Consider the following 17,211-nt stretch of genomic DNA (forward strand, 5'->3'; position numbering starts at 1 on the left):
GAAAAAAGTCACCGACCCAACGATTGCGCGAATGAGAGCCATGGGTCGAAAGCCACCCTCCACGACCGACGACACGTCCTCAGCCCTCCTACACTCACATGGCGATACAGTCCTGTTCGATTCACACGCCCACAGTCAGGCAAATCCGGGCTAGGCTGTTCCAGGCTTGCAATTCATGCACCCTCAGAAGGAGACTCCCATGGCATTGCGCATCAATGACCTCGTTCCCGATTTCAACGCCGACACGGACCAGGGCCCCATCGATTTTCACGACTGGATAGGCTCGGGCTGGGCCATTCTCTTTTCTCACCCGAAGGACTTCACTCCGGTGTGCACCACCGAATTCGGTGCCGTCGCGCAACTGGCCGACGAATGGGCCAAGCGTGGCGCCAAGGTCATCGGTGTGTCGGTAGACGGTGTGGAGGCCCACAAGAAATGGAAGGCTGACATAGAAGGCGTTTGCCGCACCAAGGCCGACTTCCCGATCATTGCCGATGAAGGGTTGGCCGTGTCCAAGGCGTTCGACATGCTCCCGGCCGAAGCCTACCTGCCCGATGGCCGTACTGCCGCCGATACCGCCACTGTGCGCTCGGTGTTCATCATCGGCCCGGACAAGAAGCTCAAGCTGTCGATGACCTACCCCATGTCCGTGGGTCGCAACTTTGCCGAAGTGCTGCGGGCCCTGGATGCCCTGCAGTTGACCTACAACGTGCCACTGGCCACTCCGGCCAACTGGTTGGCGGGCCAGGATGTGATCGTCGCCCTGACCCTCAATGATGATCAGGCCCGCGAGAAGTACGGCAACTTCGACGCCAAACTGCCTTACTTGCGCACCATCCCGGCGCCGAAGTAAGGAAACAGCAAAACGCCCGGGCTGTCGCCACAGCACCGGGCGTTTTTGCTCCATGGGCAGAGCTGCCCTATACCAGTCGCTCGATTTTCTGATGCTGCCAGACCCGTTTGTAGTAGGTGGTCTGCAGCGCCAGCATGCTCAGGTAAGCCACTGGAAACGCCATCCACACCCCTTGCAGCCCGAAGCGCGCATCCAGCAGGTATGCCACCGGCAACTCCACGCCAAGGATGCAGAACACCGAGATCGCCATCGGCACCATCACCGTTCCGCTGCCGCGCATCACGCCGCCAATCACCGCCTGGAAACCGAATACCAGCATACTCCAGAGCATGATGTGCAACAGGTGTGCCGCCTGGGCCCGGGTCGCAGGCTCGGTGATGAACAACCCCAGCAACCAGTGCGACAGCAAGTAGCCCAACAGCACCAAACCACCGGTCAGCCCCAGGTTGATCAGCAACCCGGTGCGCAGGATCGGCCCGATACGCTCGATTCGCCCGGCGCCGATGGCCTGGGCACCCAGGATCGATGCGGCGATCGCAATCGACAGGGCCGGGAACTGCACGTAGTTGACGATCTGCGTGACCGCCCCATAGGCGGCCGTGGCCTGGGAACCGTGCTGGTTGACCAGGGCCAGGATCACCAACTCCGACAGGGAAATCACCACCATCTGCAACCCCGTCGGCAACCCGATGCGCAGTACCTTGGCCAGGATTGCCCGGTCCAGACGCATCGCCGCCAACAGCGCGCGATCCAGCGCCAGGGCATGGCCCTTGCGATTCAAGCGCCACGCCAGCATCGCCATGGCCGCCAGGTTACCCGCCAGGCCCGCCAGCGCAGCGCTCTGGATGCCCATTTGCGGCAAGCCGAACCAACCGCGAATCAACGCTGGCGTCAGCAACAGCCCGACGCAGGTCGACACCACCAGCGCCAACAAGGGCGAGAGCGTATCGCTGACCCCACGCAGCAACTGGGTAAACAGCACAAACACCAGCAACGGCGGCATGATCCACATCATCACCCGCGCATAGGCCACCGCCTCTTCGAGCACATCCGCCGGGGTTCCCAACCCTTGCAACGCGTGACGCGCAAACACACTGCCCAGCACGGCGGCGACCAGCCCGATCATCGCCCCCAGCAACAAGGTACTGCCGGCAATCGCCTTCACCAAAGCTGGCTCTCGAGCCCCCCAGGCCTGACCGATCAACACCCCTGCCCCGGCACCGAGGCCGATGACCAGGGCAATGAAGAAGAACACGATGGGGAACATCCCGGACACGGCTGCCAGCGCCTGGGTGCCGAGCATTTGCCCGATATAGATACTGTTGACTGTGCCCGACATGGACTGGAGGAAGTTGGACAGGACCATCGGGGCGAGGAACAGCAGGTAGGTTTTCCAGAGGGGGCGTTGGGTGACGGGGGTTTGCATGGAGGATCCATCTCGGCTGGGGATGTGGCGAACGGAACCAATGAGACTGAGCTCAAGGTGCGGGTCACTGTACAGGTCCGGGACATAGACGAGTGCAGCGGTTCTATCCCCTCACCCCCGTCCTCGTCAATGCCCATCACCGGCATGGCTTGCCCGGCGCGGTTCGCCCTTATCCGCCGAGCGCAATGATCGCGGCGATCAGCACGGCACCGGTCACGGCCAGTGCCACAGCGCCAAACAAGGGTTTTGCACCGGCGTATTTCGACAGGATCCACCCGGCGATGAACAGCACGCACAGGCCCACCAGATTGGACAGGCGCACCGCGAGTGCGGTCTCCTCCAGCAACAGGAACGGTACCACCAGCGGGAACGTCGACAACACCACCAGCAGGAACACGCCCAACGCGCCCTTGAAATCCTCCAGGTGCAAGCCCGACTTCAGCGGCAGGCCCGGGTTGTCGATCAGCCGCTGGCGCAACAGTTCAAGGCCATCGCTGCCGGCGGCGGTGGCCAGGCGTGGCGACAGCGCATCGGCGATGAGCGCCTGGCCGGTGGTGGCGTCCGCGCCACCGCGCAGGGTCGTCAGCAACGTGTGGTTGCGGGTGCGCTCGATGACGCTGCGCAGCACGTACATCACCGCGTCAGCCAACCCCCACGCCAGGTTGCAGCCCAGCGCCGCGATCATCATGGTGCGCTCGGCCTCCTGCCCCGCCGTTGCCACGCTGATGGTGCCGGTGAACGTCATGGCCATCAGCAGGCCGAAGATCACCTCCGTGACACGCTCGACCGGATCGAGCACCCGGACCCGCTTTTGCTCGCCAGCACCTTGCATACGCCTTACCTCATGAAAATCAGTGGAATGATGCGTGCCAATTGTGCCTCAGGGGCATAGCCGCCCGTACTTCAGTGTAGTAACAAACCACGGATCGGCTGCCGGGCAATGAAGCAGCCCCTTGGTGATGTCGCTGGCAACGATGAGTGCCTGAACGCAGGTTCCGCACGCAGGCGCTGTCTATTTTCGCCCTGCGTGCTACACCTTTGTGGGCGCCCCTTCTCGAGTGGAACAACCAAATGACTGCCAGCCCCTTGCTGACCGCTTTTCTTCCCATTGCCCTGGGCATCATCATGCTGGGCCTGGGCCTGTCGTTGACCCCGGCCGATTTCGCGCGGGTGGTGAAGTACCCCAAGCCGGTATTGATCGGCCTGATCTGCCAACTGCTGGTGTTGCCGTTCTTCTGTTTCCTGATCGCCAACGGTTTTCGCCTGGAGCCAGCCCTGGCCGTCGGCCTGATGCTGCTGGCAGCGTCCCCCGGAGGTACCACGGCCAACCTCTACAGCCACCTGGCCCACGGCGATGTGGCACTGAACGTGACCCTGACCGCGGTCAACTCGGTGATCGCGATACTCAGCATGCCGTTGGTGGTCAATCTGTCGCTGCTGTATTTCATGTCGGCTGACCAAGCCATTCCCCTGCAATTTGCCAAGGTCTTGCAGGTGTTCGCCATTGTCCTGGTCCCGGTGTGCCTGGGGATGCTGGTGCGCCACTTCGCACCGCGCTTTGCCGCGCGCATGGAGCGGCCGATGAAGGTCGTTTCCGCGCTGTTCCTGCTCGGCACGGTGGCCCTGGCGTTTATCAAGGACTGGCAAACCGTGCTCGACTACGCCCCGGTGGTGGGCCTGGCGGCCCTGCTGTTCAATCTGCTGAGCCTGGCCATCGGTTACGGCGTGCCGCGCCTGCTGCGCCTGCCGCAACGCCAGGCCGTGGCCATCGGCATGGAAATCGGCATCCACAACGGCACCCTGGCCATCGCCCTGGCACTGAGCCCGAGCCTGCTGAACAGCCCGACCATGGCCATTCCGGCGGCCATCTACAGCTTCATCATGTTCTTCACGGCGGCAGGCTTCGGTTGGTGGGTCAACCGGGTCCACGGCCGGCAACTGGCGCTCGAGGCGCGGGAAACGGCCGGCTGATCGCACGGATAGCGGCCTGTGCAAGGCCCCACGAAAAACAGCGTTTTTCCAGTTAAGCGAACGCGGCCCCCTGTAGGAGCGAGCGAGCTCGCGATGGACGTTAACGATAACGCGTGTTTTCTGACTCAACGCGCTGCCCTTGAGTTCATCGCGAGCATGCTCGCTCCTACAATGCGCCCCGCTCTACTTAACTGACTGGCACGCCCTTTTTTGTTCGTCGGGTCGAAACCGATGGCTACAGCCGAGCCTCAATCGTGACTGACCCGGGCACGTTTGAGCAGCTTCTTGCAGCGCTCGGACAGGTGCAGCACCCGCAGCTGTTTACCGGCCTTGACGTAGCGCTCACGCAAGGTGTCCAGCGCGGCGATGGCCGAGTAGTCGACGAAACTCAGGTGGCGACAGTCAAGGGTCACCCGGGCCGGATCGTTGGCCGGGTCGAACTGGTTGAGAAAGGGTGTAGTCGAGGCAAAGAACAGTGTGCCGTGGACCCGGTAGAGCTTGCTGCCGTCGGCTTCCTGGTGGCTGTCGGCATAAAGCTGGCGAGCCTGCTGCCAGGCGAAATTCAGCGCGGCAACGATGATCCCACAGAGCACGGCGGTGGCCAGGTCGGTGAACACCGTGATCACGGTGACGGCGATGATCACCAGCACATCGTTCAACGGCACCTTGTTGATCACCCGCAGCGAGGCCCAGGCAAAGGTCTGCTGTGACACCACGAACATCACCCCCACCAGCGCCGCCAGCGGGATGCGCTCGATCAGCGGTGACAGGAACAGCACGAACAGCAGGATCAGCACCCCGGCCACCGCACCGCTGAGACGGCCACGGCCACCGGAACTGAGGTTGATCACGGTCTGGCCGATCATGGCGCAGCCACCCATGCCACCGAACACTCCCGACACCATATTGGCCGCCCCCAGCGCCACGCACTCGCGGTCTGGGTAGCCGCGGCTCTCGGTGATCTCGTCGGTCAGGTTCAGGGTCAGCAGGGTTTCCAGCAGGCCGACCAGGGCCATCAATATCGCGTAAGGCGCGACAATGCGCAGGGTTTCCAGGTTCCACGCAATATCGGGCAGCGCGAAGCCGGGCAAGCCGCCGGCAATGTGCGCCATGTCGCCCAGGGTACGGGTCGGCAGGCCCAGCAGGTACACCGCCAGACCGACGCCGAGGATCGCCACCAGCGCCGGCGGCACCGCGCGGGTCAAGCGCGGCAGCACGTAGACGATGGCCATGGTCAGCGCCACCAGGCCGATCATCATGTACAGCGGCGTGCCACTCAGCCAGCCTTCACCGCTCTTGAAGTGCTCCAGCTGGGCCAGGGCGATGATGATCGCCAGGCCGTTGACGAAGCCCAGCATTACCGGGTGCGGCACCATGCGCACCAGCTTGCCCAGGCGCATCAGGCCAAAGGCAATCATGATCAACCCGCCGAGCAACACGGTGGCGAGCAAATACTGCACCCCGTGCTGCACCACCAGGGCGACGATCACCACGGCCATCGAGCCGGCGGCACCGGACACCATGCCCGGCCGGCCACCGAACAGCGCCGTGAGGGTGCAGATGATAAACGCACCGTACAGCCCCATCAGCGGATTGAGGTGGGCCACCAGGGCGAAGGCGATGCACTCGGGCAACAGGGCGAACGAGGTGGTGAGTCCGGCCAGGACATCAGCACGCAGACGAGCAGGCTTCATGGAGTACCTAAACGATGGGCCGGCGAAAGCGGCCGCAGGGAATGGCGGGAAAAGAGGGCTGGGGATGTTACGCAATTGCCGGCCACCCGACCAGTTGCCAGGTCGTGGCAACTGGCGGGCGGCCCCCGGACCCCGACGCTGGCGCAGCGGTTTGATCAGTCTGTTCGGGCCGCTGGCCAGTCACCGGGAGTCATGGCGTGACCTGATACCCCTTCCCTTGCAGGCAACTGGTATAGACCGTCGAGCTGGTCGAGGTGCTGGTCTTTTCTTCCTCGCGGCGCTCCTGACGCTGACGCGAGCCTCCGACCACCATGCCCACCGCCGCTGTTTCCTTGGCTCGATCCTGGCGATACTCCTGCTTGACGTCGTCGTCCACCCGATCGTAAGCCTCGTCACGCTGATTACCCCTGACCTGCGCCCCCGCTGCACCTGCCGCCGCGCCCACTGCGGCGCCCTTGAGCCTGCCGCCTCCTGAAGAAGAGTCCGACGAAGTACTTTGACTGGCCGCCACGTTATGGCACTCGTTGATGTCCAGCTGGGTTTGTTCCGGGCTTTGGCCTTTGGTCGGCACCACCGACTCGGCCCATCCCTGGGTCCAGCAAACCGACAGCGCGACACATAGGCCAAGGGACGACAACCTGTTCATGATGACCTCCAAAACAGTGAGTTAGCGTGCAAAACGCCACGCCCGAGCGAACGACAGGCTCTTATCAGGGCGATGCCGAGCCCGGTGCAGTAGAAACAGTGTAGATCCCGCCGGTCGTCCTTCCCCGGCATCTGACGGACAACACCCCGGGGCGATCTATAGTTATGAGGGGTGAGCAACGGGATGTGATCAACATGAAACCTGTCGAACCCTTCTTCCGGGACACTGGCGCAGGCCCGGGCATCGTCTGCTTCCACGCCAACGCCAGTCACTCGGCACAATGGCGCGAGTTGCAGGATAGCCTGGCGGCGAACTTTCGAGTGCTGGCCCTGGACTCATGGGGTGCAGGCAAGAGTCCTCCTTGGCCGACCGACCGGGTCGTCACCCTGAGTGACGAAGTGGCCCTCGCCGAACCCGTGCTGGCCACAGCGGGCCAGCCGCTGATCCTGGTGGGCCATTCCTATGGCGCCGCCGTGGCGCTGGTGGCCGCGGCGCAGAACCCTACCCGGGTGCGTGCCATGGCCCTGTACGAACCGACACTGTTTGCCCTGCTCGATGCCGAGACACCACCGCCCAATGCGGCGGATGCCATTCGTGAGGTGGTGGCCAAGGCAAGGCTGTCCCTCGAGGCGGGCGACCTGGACAGCGCCGCGGAACGGTTCATTGACTATTGGATGGGTGCGGGGGCGTGGGAACAGATTCCGTCGCAACGCAAACCCGCCATCAGCGCCTCGGTGGTCAATCTGCCGGGCTGGGCCCACGCGCTACTGAACGAGCCGACACCGCTGCAGGTGTTCAGCGCCCTCGAGCTGCCGGTGCTCTATATGGTCGGCAAACACTCACCGGCGTCCTCGCGGGCCGTGGCACGGCTGTTGATCCGTGCACTGCCGAACGTCGAATGCGTGGAGTTCGAGGACCTGGGCCATATGGGCCCCATCACCCACCCGGACCCGGTCAATACCGCGATCATGCAGTTCATCGAGCGTCTTTAACGCTTGGCCAGCTCATGCTGGACGCATTGCTCGTAGTACGTCTGTTTGACGGCCGATGGTTTGAGGCGCGAAGTGCTGTTGTAGGTCTGCTCGGTGATCCCGAAGGCCGTCATGCGCATCCACGGCTGCGGGAACTTGCGGGTCTGCAACTGCTTGCGGGCGCCATACAGCGACATGCCGGAAAGCTTCGACTCCTGGGCGCCGGCGGCGATTCCCGAGCCCCAGTTGCACACATAACGCTCGTTTTTGCTCAGTTCCCTGGCGTGCGACCCAAGCGAGAACGCCGCCAGGGCGAACGTTGTCAGGGTCAATACAAAAGTCCGCATGGAGCAAACACCTAACCTGCTGAAAAGAAAGCAAGTTTGGCAACGAAGCGACAACTGGGGGGCCAGCAGTTTGCCTCATTTCGCAAAGACTTTCGCGCCGCCTGCGTACCCTGACGCACCTGCCCGCCGGGCCAATGCCCGCCCCTACTGGCGGTCGCGCTTGCCAGCACCGGCTTGAGGGATCTGCGTGACAAACTTGAATTGCTTGGGGATCGCCCATGGGTTGATCCGCCCACGCTCGACAAACGCTTGCAGATGCGCCTCCAGGATCTTGCGGTCCAGGTACTGGCCGGGCTCGCACACCACCAGCGCCATGGGCCGCTCGCCCCATTGCCGGTCGGCAATGCCGACGACCGCGACCGAGCGGACGGCCGCGTGCTCGTTGATCAGGCGCTCCAGGTCCTGGGGACGGATCCACTCCGTACCGGCCTTGACCCTGTCCTTGATTCGATCCTTGCCCTGCCTCTCGGCGCTGGCGTTGATAGCACGACCCATTGTTGTTGTTCTCCCCTGCGCACTGTTGGCGGGCTGCGTCGAATTGCGCTGGCTGGACTGTAGGTCCCGGGTCGCTGGGGTGCTTCTCATCAAACGACAATGGCTTGGCATTTCATGACAGGTGCGACGCCTGCACGCAACGCTCGCACAATCCTCAAACACCTCGGCACAGGGGCCCGCGCAACGTCTGCGGTGGGTGACTTCTGCGTTGCCGCTCGCTACCCTTGCGCTACCCGGGGCTTGAAATCATTCCAGGCCAACCCCCTACTCCATTCAGACGAGCATGTCATGAAATCCCCTGCCGGCTTGCTGCTGACGGGTATTGAGCTGGACCGTGCCAGCTCCATTCCCCTTTACCGTCAACTCTATTTGCAGATCCGCAAACAGGTGCTGTCCGGACGGTTGCAAGGAGGCGTACGCCTGCCCTCTACCCGCACCTTGAGCAAAGAGCTGGCGCTGTCGCGGATCACCATTCTCAATGCCTTCGACCAGTTGATTGCCGAAGGCTTCCTGGCCTCGCGCACCGGGGCCGGGACGTATGTCGGCAACGAGTGGGAAAACCGTGGCATCGCCGATGAGGATCGCCAGCGCCAGCCACCGCGCCTGTCCGACCTGAGCCAGTCGATGCTGTCGCTGCGCAGCAGTCATTTTCGCGGGGTGTCCTATGCCGACTGGGACCCCGCGAGCCCCACCTCGTTCCTGCCCAGCCACAGCACGTACGACGCGTTCCCGCAGCATATCTGGAAGCGCTTGATGAACCGCCACCTGCACAAGCCGACCAAGGCCATGCTCGGCTATGGCGAACTGCAGGGGTTGCTGGCCTTGCGCACGGCGATTGCCGAATACGTCTTCGATGCCCATGGCATCGACTGCAGTGCCGAGCAGGTGGTGATCGTTTCCGGCGCCCAACAGGCCTTCAACCTGCTGGGCATGCTCCTGCTCAACCCGCAGGACAGTGTGTGGATGGAGGATCCCGGACATATCGCGGCGCGCATCGCGTTCCAGGCCCAGGGTGGCCAGGTGGTGCCCTTGCCCATCGACGACCAGGGCATCGATATCGAGCAAGGCCTGGCCCAGTGCCCCGACGCGCGCCTGGTGTTTACCACGCCCTCGCGCCAGCACCCGCTGGGTATCACCATGAGTTATGCGCGGCGCCAGGCGCTCATCGACTGGGCCGCGCACAACCAGAGCTGGATCATCGAGGACGACTGCGACAGTGAGTTTCGCTACAGCGGCCGCCCCCTCCCCGCGCTCTATGCCATGGATCAGTGGGCCCGGGTGATCTATGTCGGCACGTTCAGCAAAGTCCTGTTCCCCTCATTGCGGCTGGGCTACGTGGTCCTGCCACAGGCCTTGATCGAGCCGTTCTGCACCTTGCGGGCGGTCATGGATCGCAGCCCGCCCACCCTCCTGCAGGCGGTGACCGCCGACTTCATGGTCGAGGGTCACTTCCTGGGGCATATCCGCCGCATGCGCACGCTCTACCAGGCTCGCCAGCAAGCACTGGTCGAGCACCTGCAACAACGCCTGGGCAGTTTCCTGCGCATCACCCCGGTGGAAGCCGGCATGCACCTGATCGCCTGGCTGCCAGCGGAAACGGATGACGATGCCATCGCCAAGGAACTGGCCCGGCACAATATCCACACCTATGCCCTGAGCGACTATTGCCTGCAGCACAGGTTGCCTCCGGCGCTGTTGATCGGCTTCGCCGGCACGCCCGTGGACAAGGCCCAGGAGCGCGTCGAGGCACTGGCCCGGGCACTGATCAGCATGGGCTACCTGCACCCGTGAACCGAGTGGTCTTATCAATTAACGAATAATGGATCTATCGAGAGTTCCCGACTGGCGCGATAAAGGCTGCGCCGGTAGACCCGGCGTCTGAACCAGGAACGACTCGAATGAACAATAAGATCCAAGAGCGATTCAATACCTTGCTCAGCCACAAGGCTGTCGAGGCCGGGGCCCCTCCCGTACTCACGCAGGCACTGGCCCGCCAGTTGCTCGATCGACTCGCGCAGCTGCGCCTGTTTGCCCATGCCTACCCGTTGCTGACCAACCTCACCCATGGTCGCGTCACCCCGGCCGACCTGCTGGACTTCGCTTATCGCCACGAACTGCAGGGCCTGAGCCTGCACCTGCTCGATGGCGAGGAAAACAGCCTGAGCCAGATGACACCCGCGCAACTGCAAGCGTTCGCCGACAAGGCCAAGGCCCTGGGGCTGGATGTACACCTGGAAATCAGCAGCACCCTGAAAAAAGACGTCGATCAAGTGATCGCCATTGCCAGGGCCGTGGGCACCCGCAACATCCGCGTCTACTCACGCTATGAAGGGGCGCTGTCCCGGGTCATGGACGTGATCGAGTCCGACCTGCACTACCTGGCGCAACAGGCCGACGAGCACGACCTGTTCTTCGACTTCGAACAGCACGAGGAGCTCAAGAGCGACGAAATCGCCCAGCTGCTGAGCCGGCTCAACCATCCTCGCCTGCATGCCTTGTTCGACTTCGGCAACATGATCAATGCCTGCGAACAACCCCTGCAGGCCCTGCGTAACCTGGCCCCGCACATTCGCCAGACCCACCTCAAGGGTGTACGCGTGGTGCCCGAGCAAAACGGCTTCGGCCATTACGGCGTGCTGCAGGGCAGTGACGAAGATGACCTGCCCAATGCCCGCATGCTGTTCGAGCTGTTGATGCTCGGCGAAACAACGCCGCAAGTGATCGCGTTCATCCTTGAGCAGGAGAACCACTATGTCGCCCCGGCGTTCCGCCAGACCGGTGAGGTCGCCGACCCGTTCATTGCCTACCGGGAAATGAGTGAAACAGCGCTGCCCGTAGGCTTCACACTGGAGCGAATGCTGGCCGATGAACACCGCTGGGCGAACAACCAGGTCGCCTATGTACGAAGCCTGCTGGCCGAATTCCGCACCCTGGCCCAGTTGACCCTGGACAACCACGCGAACGCCTGACCCTGACGTGACAACCGGCACTGCCGACTCAATGATGCCTGGAGAACAATAATGACAACTCGTGACAAGGCCAAATGGCTCAGATTCCTGATTCTCATCCTCGGTGGCGGCACCATCTACAAGCTGGCGAACCTCAAGGACGCCTTCTATGTGCCCATGCAAGAATTCATGGGATTGACCCACACTGAAATCGGCCTGCTGCTCAGCGCCAATGCGATCATCGCCACCGCACTGTTTGTCGTCGGCGGCATGCTCGCGGACCGTTTCGACACGCGCAAGCTGATCCCCATCGGCCTGATCGGCACTGGTGGCCTGGGCCTCTACCTGGCGACCTTCCCGCCGTTCAGCAATCTGCTGATCGTGTTCAGCCTGTTGGCGGTCTGTGCCGACTGCCTGTTCTGGCCTTCGCTGCTCAAGGCCATTCGCAACCTGGGCGACGACAAGGAACAAGGCCGCCTGTTCGGCCTGCTGGAAGGCGGGCGTGGCGTGGTTGATACCCTGGTCGCGTTTGCCGCCCTCGGTGTCTTCGTGGCCATGGGCTCCGGTGAAGCGGGCTTGAAATCGGCGATCCTGTTCTACTCGGTTATCGACATCCTGGCCGGCACACTGACCTGGTTCCTGCTCAAGGGCGGTACCACGCAGTCGGTCGCCAAGCCCAAGAACAGCCTGGAAAACCTGCTCGAAGCCATCAAGGTTCCCGGTATCTGGCTGGTCAGCCTCAACGTGTTCATGGTCTACATCGTCTACTGCGGCCTGACCTATTTCATTCCCTACCTCAAGGAAATGTATGGCCTGCCCGTGGCACTGGTCGGCGCCTACGGCATCATCAACCAGTACTTCCTGAAGATCCTGGGCGGGCCGGCCGGTGGTTTCATTGCCGACAAGCAGTTCAAGAGCCCGAGCCGCTACCTGAAGTGGGCGTTCCTGGCGCTGTTGCCGGCCATGGCGGTGATCATGCTGATCCCGAAAAACCCGAGCTTCATCTACGCCGGTATGGCGGCCACCCTGTCCTTCGCGCTGATTGTGTTCTCCATGCGCGGCGTCTTCTGGGCGCCCATGGGTGAAGTCGGCATTCCCCAGCACATCACCGGCTCGGCCTTCGGCATCGGTTGCCTGATCGGTTATGCGCCGGGCATGTTCGCCTATGTGATCTATGGCGCCATCCTCGACCACTTCCCGGGCGAGCTGGGTTACAACTATGTCTTCAGCCTGATGAGCGTGCTGGCCATTATCGGCTTCATGGTCTCGAGCCTGATGTACAGGGCTGTACGCAACAACGCCACGGCCACTGGCGGGGTCGCCGCCTCCCAGGCTTGAGTGCCTGTCACTTGATCGGGAAGAGGCGCTGGACAAGGCCTCTTCCTGGCGGGGACCGGTAGCGACCACTCGATAATCGCCCGGAAGAAAACAGGGACGCTCCCTGTTCATGAATTCAGCTCCAGACATCGGCTAAAAATCATCATGAATCAGCACGGTATTTCCCAGTAAGCTGGCTGCCACGCATCGATCAACGATGTGCGACTGGCGAACACCCTGGAAACCACCTGTTGAATGATGAGGCAAGGATGCTGACCACGCTTAAGCGCTACCCGAGAGCAGTCAAATTACTGCTGTCGGCCCCCCTGATATTGACCCTCGCGCGGGGGATCACCCTGCCTTATCTGGTCATCTACCTTGCCAGCCGTTTCGGCCTCAGCGTCGCCGACATCGGCCTGGTCATTGGCAGCACACTGATCATCGGCTCGCTGCTGAGCCTCTACGGTGGCTTTCTGGTGGACCGGATGCCCAGCTACCGGTTGATTCTGGGCTGTTGCGCGGTGTTCACCCTGGGGTTTCTCGGCGCCTTTCTTGCGCCCGATCTCTGGCTGTTCTACCTCTGCCTGGTGCTGATCAACCTGGCGTATGCGGTGATCGATATCGCGGTCAAGGCAGGGTTTGCCAGCCTGCTCCCCGTCACCGAACGCAGCGAAGTGTTCTCGATCAAATACACCCTGACCAATATCGGCTATGCCATTGGCCCGTTTATCGGGGCCGCCATGGCCAAGCTGGATATCAGCCTGCCATTCCTGTTGTCCGCCGGGCTCGGCACAGGGTTCTTCTGCCTCTATTTCGTCTGGGGCGACAGAGACCTGAGCAGCGCCGATGGGGCTCACCCTTCCACACCGTTCCTGGCCGTGGGGAAACTGCTGCTGCAGGACTATCGGTTAGTCTGCTTCACCCTCGGCGGGCTGCTCAGCGCCGTGGTCTTTGGCCAGTTCGCGGCCTACCTGTCGCAGTACCTGGTGGTCACGACGACGCCCGAGACCACTTACCGGATCATCAGTGCCGCGCTGGCGACCAATGCGCTGACGGTGATCGGCTTGCAGTACGCCATTGGCAGAAGGATTTCCCACCGGCACCTGAGTCGGTGGCTGGCGGCGGGGCTGAGCATGTTCATACTGGGTCTGGCGGGCTTTGCCCTGTCGACCACGGTGGTGCTCTGGGTGATTTCCATGGTCATTTTCACGATCGGCGAAATTATCGTGTTCCCGGCTGAATACATGTTCATCGACAAGATCGCCCCCGACCACCTGCGCGGCATGTATTACGGCGCGCAAAACCTGGCCAGCCTCGGCGCGGCACTGGGCCCGGTGCTGTGCGGCATCGTATTGGCGAGCCAGCCCCCCCACTACATTTTCTACATGCTCGCCCTGTTCATTGTTGCGGGGGGATTGTTCTACTGCCTGGGGGCTTCCAGCCTGAGTCATGCCAAGGTTCAGGAAGCTGATTGAGGATCGGCGTCCGACAGTCGCACCTTGCGTGATTCATTTGGCGCGGATAACACTCACGCTCAGGGATTCGGTACAGCGTTATGGCCCCGCGAGCCCTGCGCCACCGGACCTGGGTTCACGTCAATCAACTCGACCGGCACAGGTGTTTCATTGTAGACCGTTGGACGTGCTTCCTTGCCGCGTGCACCTTGACGCAAGCGATACTCAATGGCCAGTTTTTCCCCGTTCCAGTACATGCGAACAATGTCTGTCCGATTCATGTTCACCGCGATTGTAAAATTGGCGGGGAGAATAGAGGCGGCAGGAACCACGGTGATTTTGAGTTGCGGTTCAATCGCCCTGGACGAAAGGTGCGGCGCGCAGTGGCGATTGTAAGCGAATGCCGTAAGCCCCCTCCTTTCGTTGGTCGTCTTCAGGACAACACTGTTCTCACAAGTAAAATCCTGGAAGTGTTTGACGAGGCCTAGTGTCAATGCCAGAAAAAACAGCACCCATCCGGTCTTTCGCGAAATCGCCTCGAATCGCGTGTACCGCCCTTCATTGTTTCGTGTGTCGTAATGATCGATGACGGCAGCCGCCAGGTTGGCCACCAGGCACAACAGCGCCCCATACATGATCCACGCTGGGTAGCCATACAAGATTAATGAGCCACGTTTCCCGGGAACCACAAAGTGGTCGGTGACCACACCAAAGGTTCCATAGGCCAACAAGACGACTGACAGCGTGACATTCCACAAGCGAACCTTGAACGGGACCGTATTCGGAACGTAAGCCGATGCAGAGTACATGTCGCTTGCGTTACTGGATGTGCGGGTTTGTTCCTCCGGAGGAGTCTGCCTTGGCTGTTGGTATTGGTCCATCGCTGACTCTCCGCACATGACGTTGAGCTAAAAGACGACAATTTTTGCACCCAAGGGAAATTTCATACTCGGCAACTCGAGTGTTCTGCGTGCGAGTTGAGGATAGGTTATTTGTGGCGGGCCGCTTTGCGCCTGCGTGCCCTACCGTTCGGCCTCGTTCGCGTCCTTCCCTCCCGGCTGCCGCCACCCGGCCAGCATCCGCTGAGCATTCTCCTCGCAGCCCATGCCTTCGGGCTTGCCTTCGATGCCGGCGATGATTTCCAACAGCCGCGCTCGGTTCTGAGCCAGGCGCTGCTGCATCGCGTCGATCTCGGTGACCTTGCGCTGCAGGCTTTCCAGCAGACGGCCGTGGTTGTCGGTGCGCTGAGCCGGGTCAGGCATGAGGTTGCGCATCTCATCCAGGCTGAAGCCGGCCTGTTGACCACAGCCGATGATTTCCAGCGCGTGCAGCGTCTGCTCGGAATAGTCGCGATAACCATTACCCAGGCGCCGGGCGCTAATCAAGCCACTGGCTTCGTAGAAGCGGATGCGCGAGGCGGCCAGGCCACTACGCCGGGCGAGTTCGCCGATCTTCATTTAATTGGGGCTCCCCTATTGACCTTAAAGTTGACTTTAACCTTAGGCTTTGTCGTATCAAAGCCCCGCCGACGTCCGGCTATCCACGAGCCGACGCACGGCGCCCAACCTTCCGGAGAGTCCCATGTCCCCTTTCGAGCCCCTGCAGTTGCCCAATGGCGCCGTCATTCCCAACCGGATCGCCAAGGCGGCGATGGAGGAAAATCTCGCCAATCAGGACCAGACTCCATCGGACCCGTTGCTGCGCCTCTACCAGGCCTGGGCCGAGGGCGGCGCAGGGTTGCTGCTGACCGGCAACGTGATGGTCGACGCCCGCGCCATGACCGGTCCCGGTGGTGTTGTGCTGGAGGAAGGGCAGCGGCTGGAGCGCTTCCGCGAATGGGCGCGCATCGGCCGCACGCAAGGGGCGCAGTTCTGGATGCAGATCAACCACCCCGGCCGGCAGATGCAGGCCAATCTCGGCCAGCCCACCGTGGCACCCTCCGCCGTGGCGCTGGAGATGGGCGGATTGTCGAAACTGTTCCCGGTGCCCAAGGCGCTCGACGAAGCGCAGATCGCCGCGCTGATCCAGCGCTTCGCCCGCACCGCAGCCTTGGCCGAACAGGCCGGCTTCAGCGGGGTGCAGGTGCATGCCGCCCACGGCTACCTGCTGAGCCAATTCCTTTCGCCCCTGAGCAACCGCCGCGAAGACCGCTGGGGTGGCTCCCTGGAGAACCGCGCGCGCTTGCTGCTGGAGGTGATAAAGGCGGTGCGCGCCCAAGTGTCGCCGGGCTTCTGCGTGGCGGTGAAGTTGAATTCGGCGGATTTCCAGCGCGGCGGCTTCGAGCCGAGCGACGCACGCCAGGTGGTGCGCTGGCTCAACGAGCTTGCGGTGGACCTGGTAGAACTCTCCGGCGGAAGCTACGAGGCGCCGGCCATGCAGGGCGATGCCCGTGATGGCCGTACCCTGAAACGCGAAGCCTACTTCCTCGAGTTTGCCCAGGAGATTGCCGCCATCGCGCGCATGCCGGTCATGGTCACCGGTGGCATTCGCCGCCTGCCAGTCGTGGAGCAGGTGCTGGCCGGCGGCGTGGCCATGGCCGGCATCGCCACCGCGCTGGCGGTCAACCCGGCACTGCCGGGCCTCTGGCAAGCGGGCCAGGTTCAGGCCAGCGCCGAGCTGCCGCCGATCCGCTGGAAGCGCAAGGCCCTGGCCGCGTTGGCCTATATGGCCCTGGTGAAGTTCCAGATGCGCCATCTGGCACACGGCAACCCGCCGGCCCCGAACGCCTCACCGCTGTGGGCATTGCTACAGGAACAATGGGCGAGCCTGCGCCGCGCACGGCAGTATCGCCAGCTGATGAGCCGTCGGGCAGGCTGATACTTTGAGTGGGGGCCCCGCGGTTCAGTGGACCACTCCCTTCGCAGAGCTGACCAACAAAGTAATTCTCGGTAATGCCGGTAGCGGCAAATCTACCCGCGCCCGCGCCCTCGGCAAACGCCTGGGCCTGCCCGTGGTGCACCTGGACACACTGTTCTGGGAGCCCGGCTGGGTCGAACCCGACGCTCAGCAGTTCCGCGCACGGGTCAGCGAAGCGATCGGACCGGGCCTGGATTTGTGAGGGCAACTATGCCCGGCGTACATTCGACCTT

At 62.5% G+C, this 17,211-nt stretch carries 16 protein-coding genes and 1 pseudogene; 9 read left to right on the forward strand and 8 right to left on the reverse strand.

The window, feature by feature from the left end:
* Positions 1–199: 199 nt before the first annotated feature.
* The gene (locus tag CKW07_RS19585; RefSeq protein WP_095146618.1) at positions 200–853 is read left to right on the forward strand and encodes a peroxiredoxin; all 654 of its coding nucleotides are present in this window, start codon (positions 200–202) and stop codon (positions 851–853) included.
* 67 nt (positions 854–920) lie between these two features.
* On the opposite strand, the gene CKW07_RS19590 is transcribed toward CKW07_RS19585, so the two are convergent.
* Both CKW07_RS19590 and CKW07_RS19595 read right to left on the reverse strand, forming a co-directional pair.
* Positions 921–2,279: an MATE family efflux transporter gene (locus CKW07_RS19590; protein ID WP_095146619.1), complete on the reverse strand. Its 1,359-nt coding sequence runs from the start codon at positions 2,277–2,279 to the stop codon at positions 921–923.
* Positions 2,280–2,448: 169 nt separating this feature from the next.
* Entirely contained in the window at positions 2,449–3,111 is a 663-nt protein-coding gene (locus tag CKW07_RS19595) for a hypothetical protein (protein WP_095146620.1), read from the reverse strand.
* A 239-nt stretch (positions 3,112–3,350) separates the two neighbouring features.
* Here CKW07_RS19595 and CKW07_RS19600 point away from each other — a divergent pair, with 239 nt between their 5' ends.
* Positions 3,351–4,250 carry a bile acid:sodium symporter family protein gene (locus CKW07_RS19600; RefSeq protein ID WP_095146621.1) on the forward strand — a complete coding sequence of 300 codons (900 nt, stop codon included), beginning with the start codon at positions 3,351–3,353 and terminating at the stop codon, positions 4,248–4,250.
* 248 nt (positions 4,251–4,498) lie between these two features.
* Here the strand turns inward: CKW07_RS19600 and CKW07_RS19605 are convergent, their stop codons facing one another.
* Together CKW07_RS19605 and CKW07_RS19610 are read right to left on the reverse strand one after the other, a co-directional pair.
* Positions 4,499–5,944 carry a SulP family inorganic anion transporter gene (locus tag CKW07_RS19605; RefSeq protein ID WP_095146622.1) on the reverse strand — a complete coding sequence of 482 codons (1,446 nt, stop codon included), beginning with the start codon at positions 5,942–5,944 and terminating at the stop codon, positions 4,499–4,501.
* A gap of 190 nt (positions 5,945–6,134) precedes the next feature.
* Entirely contained in the window at positions 6,135–6,590 is a 456-nt protein-coding gene (locus CKW07_RS19610) for a YMGG-like glycine zipper-containing protein (RefSeq protein WP_095146623.1), read from the reverse strand.
* Positions 6,591–6,784: 194 nt separating this feature from the next.
* Between CKW07_RS19610 and CKW07_RS19615 the strand changes: the two genes are divergently transcribed.
* Entirely contained in the window at positions 6,785–7,582 is a 798-nt protein-coding gene (locus CKW07_RS19615) for an alpha/beta fold hydrolase (RefSeq protein WP_095146624.1), read from the forward strand.
* Here CKW07_RS19615 and CKW07_RS19620 read toward each other — a convergent pair.
* On the reverse strand, positions 7,579–7,908 hold the full coding sequence (locus CKW07_RS19620) for a hypothetical protein (RefSeq protein ID WP_095146625.1): 330 nt from the start codon (positions 7,906–7,908) through the stop codon (positions 7,579–7,581). The genes CKW07_RS19615 and CKW07_RS19620 overlap by 4 nt on opposite strands.
* 144 nt (positions 7,909–8,052) lie before the next feature.
* Positions 8,053–8,364, reverse strand: a pseudogene (locus tag CKW07_RS19625) (fatty acid--CoA ligase); the annotation flags it as partial.
* Positions 8,365–8,691: 327 nt separating this feature from the next.
* Here CKW07_RS19625 and CKW07_RS19630 point away from each other — a divergent pair.
* From CKW07_RS19630 to CKW07_RS19645, 4 genes are all read left to right on the forward strand, one after another.
* A complete protein-coding gene (locus CKW07_RS19630) occupies positions 8,692–10,194 on the forward strand; it encodes a PLP-dependent aminotransferase family protein (RefSeq protein ID WP_095146627.1) in 1,503 nt (500 codons plus the stop codon).
* Positions 10,195–10,301: 107 nt separating this feature from the next.
* Positions 10,302–11,372: a sugar phosphate isomerase/epimerase gene (locus CKW07_RS19635; protein WP_095146628.1), complete on the forward strand. Its 1,071-nt coding sequence runs from the start codon at positions 10,302–10,304 to the stop codon at positions 11,370–11,372.
* Positions 11,373–11,423: 51 nt separating this feature from the next.
* Positions 11,424–12,689, forward strand: coding sequence for an MFS transporter (locus CKW07_RS19640; protein ID WP_095146629.1), 1,266 nt, complete (start codon positions 11,424–11,426; stop codon positions 12,687–12,689).
* Positions 12,690–12,937: 248 nt separating this feature from the next.
* The gene (locus CKW07_RS19645) at positions 12,938–14,143 is read left to right on the forward strand and encodes an MFS transporter (protein WP_095146630.1); all 1,206 of its coding nucleotides are present in this window, start codon (positions 12,938–12,940) and stop codon (positions 14,141–14,143) included.
* A 59-nt stretch (positions 14,144–14,202) separates the two neighbouring features.
* On the opposite strand, the gene CKW07_RS19650 is transcribed toward CKW07_RS19645, so the two are convergent.
* Both CKW07_RS19650 and CKW07_RS19655 read right to left on the reverse strand, forming a co-directional pair.
* Positions 14,203–15,003 (reverse strand): hypothetical protein, encoded by an 801-nt coding sequence (locus tag CKW07_RS19650; RefSeq protein WP_095146631.1) that lies wholly within the window; start codon positions 15,001–15,003, stop codon positions 14,203–14,205.
* A gap of 141 nt (positions 15,004–15,144) precedes the next feature.
* Positions 15,145–15,579, reverse strand: a complete 435-nt coding sequence (locus CKW07_RS19655; protein WP_095146632.1) for a MerR family transcriptional regulator — start codon at positions 15,577–15,579, stop codon at positions 15,145–15,147.
* Positions 15,580–15,703: 124 nt separating this feature from the next.
* Between CKW07_RS19655 and CKW07_RS19660 the strand changes: the two genes are divergently transcribed.
* Positions 15,704–16,939: an NADH:flavin oxidoreductase/NADH oxidase family protein gene (locus tag CKW07_RS19660; RefSeq protein WP_095146633.1), complete on the forward strand. Its 1,236-nt coding sequence runs from the start codon at positions 15,704–15,706 to the stop codon at positions 16,937–16,939.
* A 4-nt stretch (positions 16,940–16,943) separates the two neighbouring features.
* Entirely contained in the window at positions 16,944–17,180 is a 237-nt protein-coding gene (locus CKW07_RS19665) for a hypothetical protein (protein WP_371850660.1), read from the forward strand.
* Positions 17,181–17,211: the final 31 nt, after the last annotated feature.

The organism is Pseudomonas sp. Irchel s3b6 (assembly GCF_900187415.1).
Lineage (GTDB): Bacteria > Pseudomonadota > Gammaproteobacteria > Pseudomonadales > Pseudomonadaceae > Aquipseudomonas.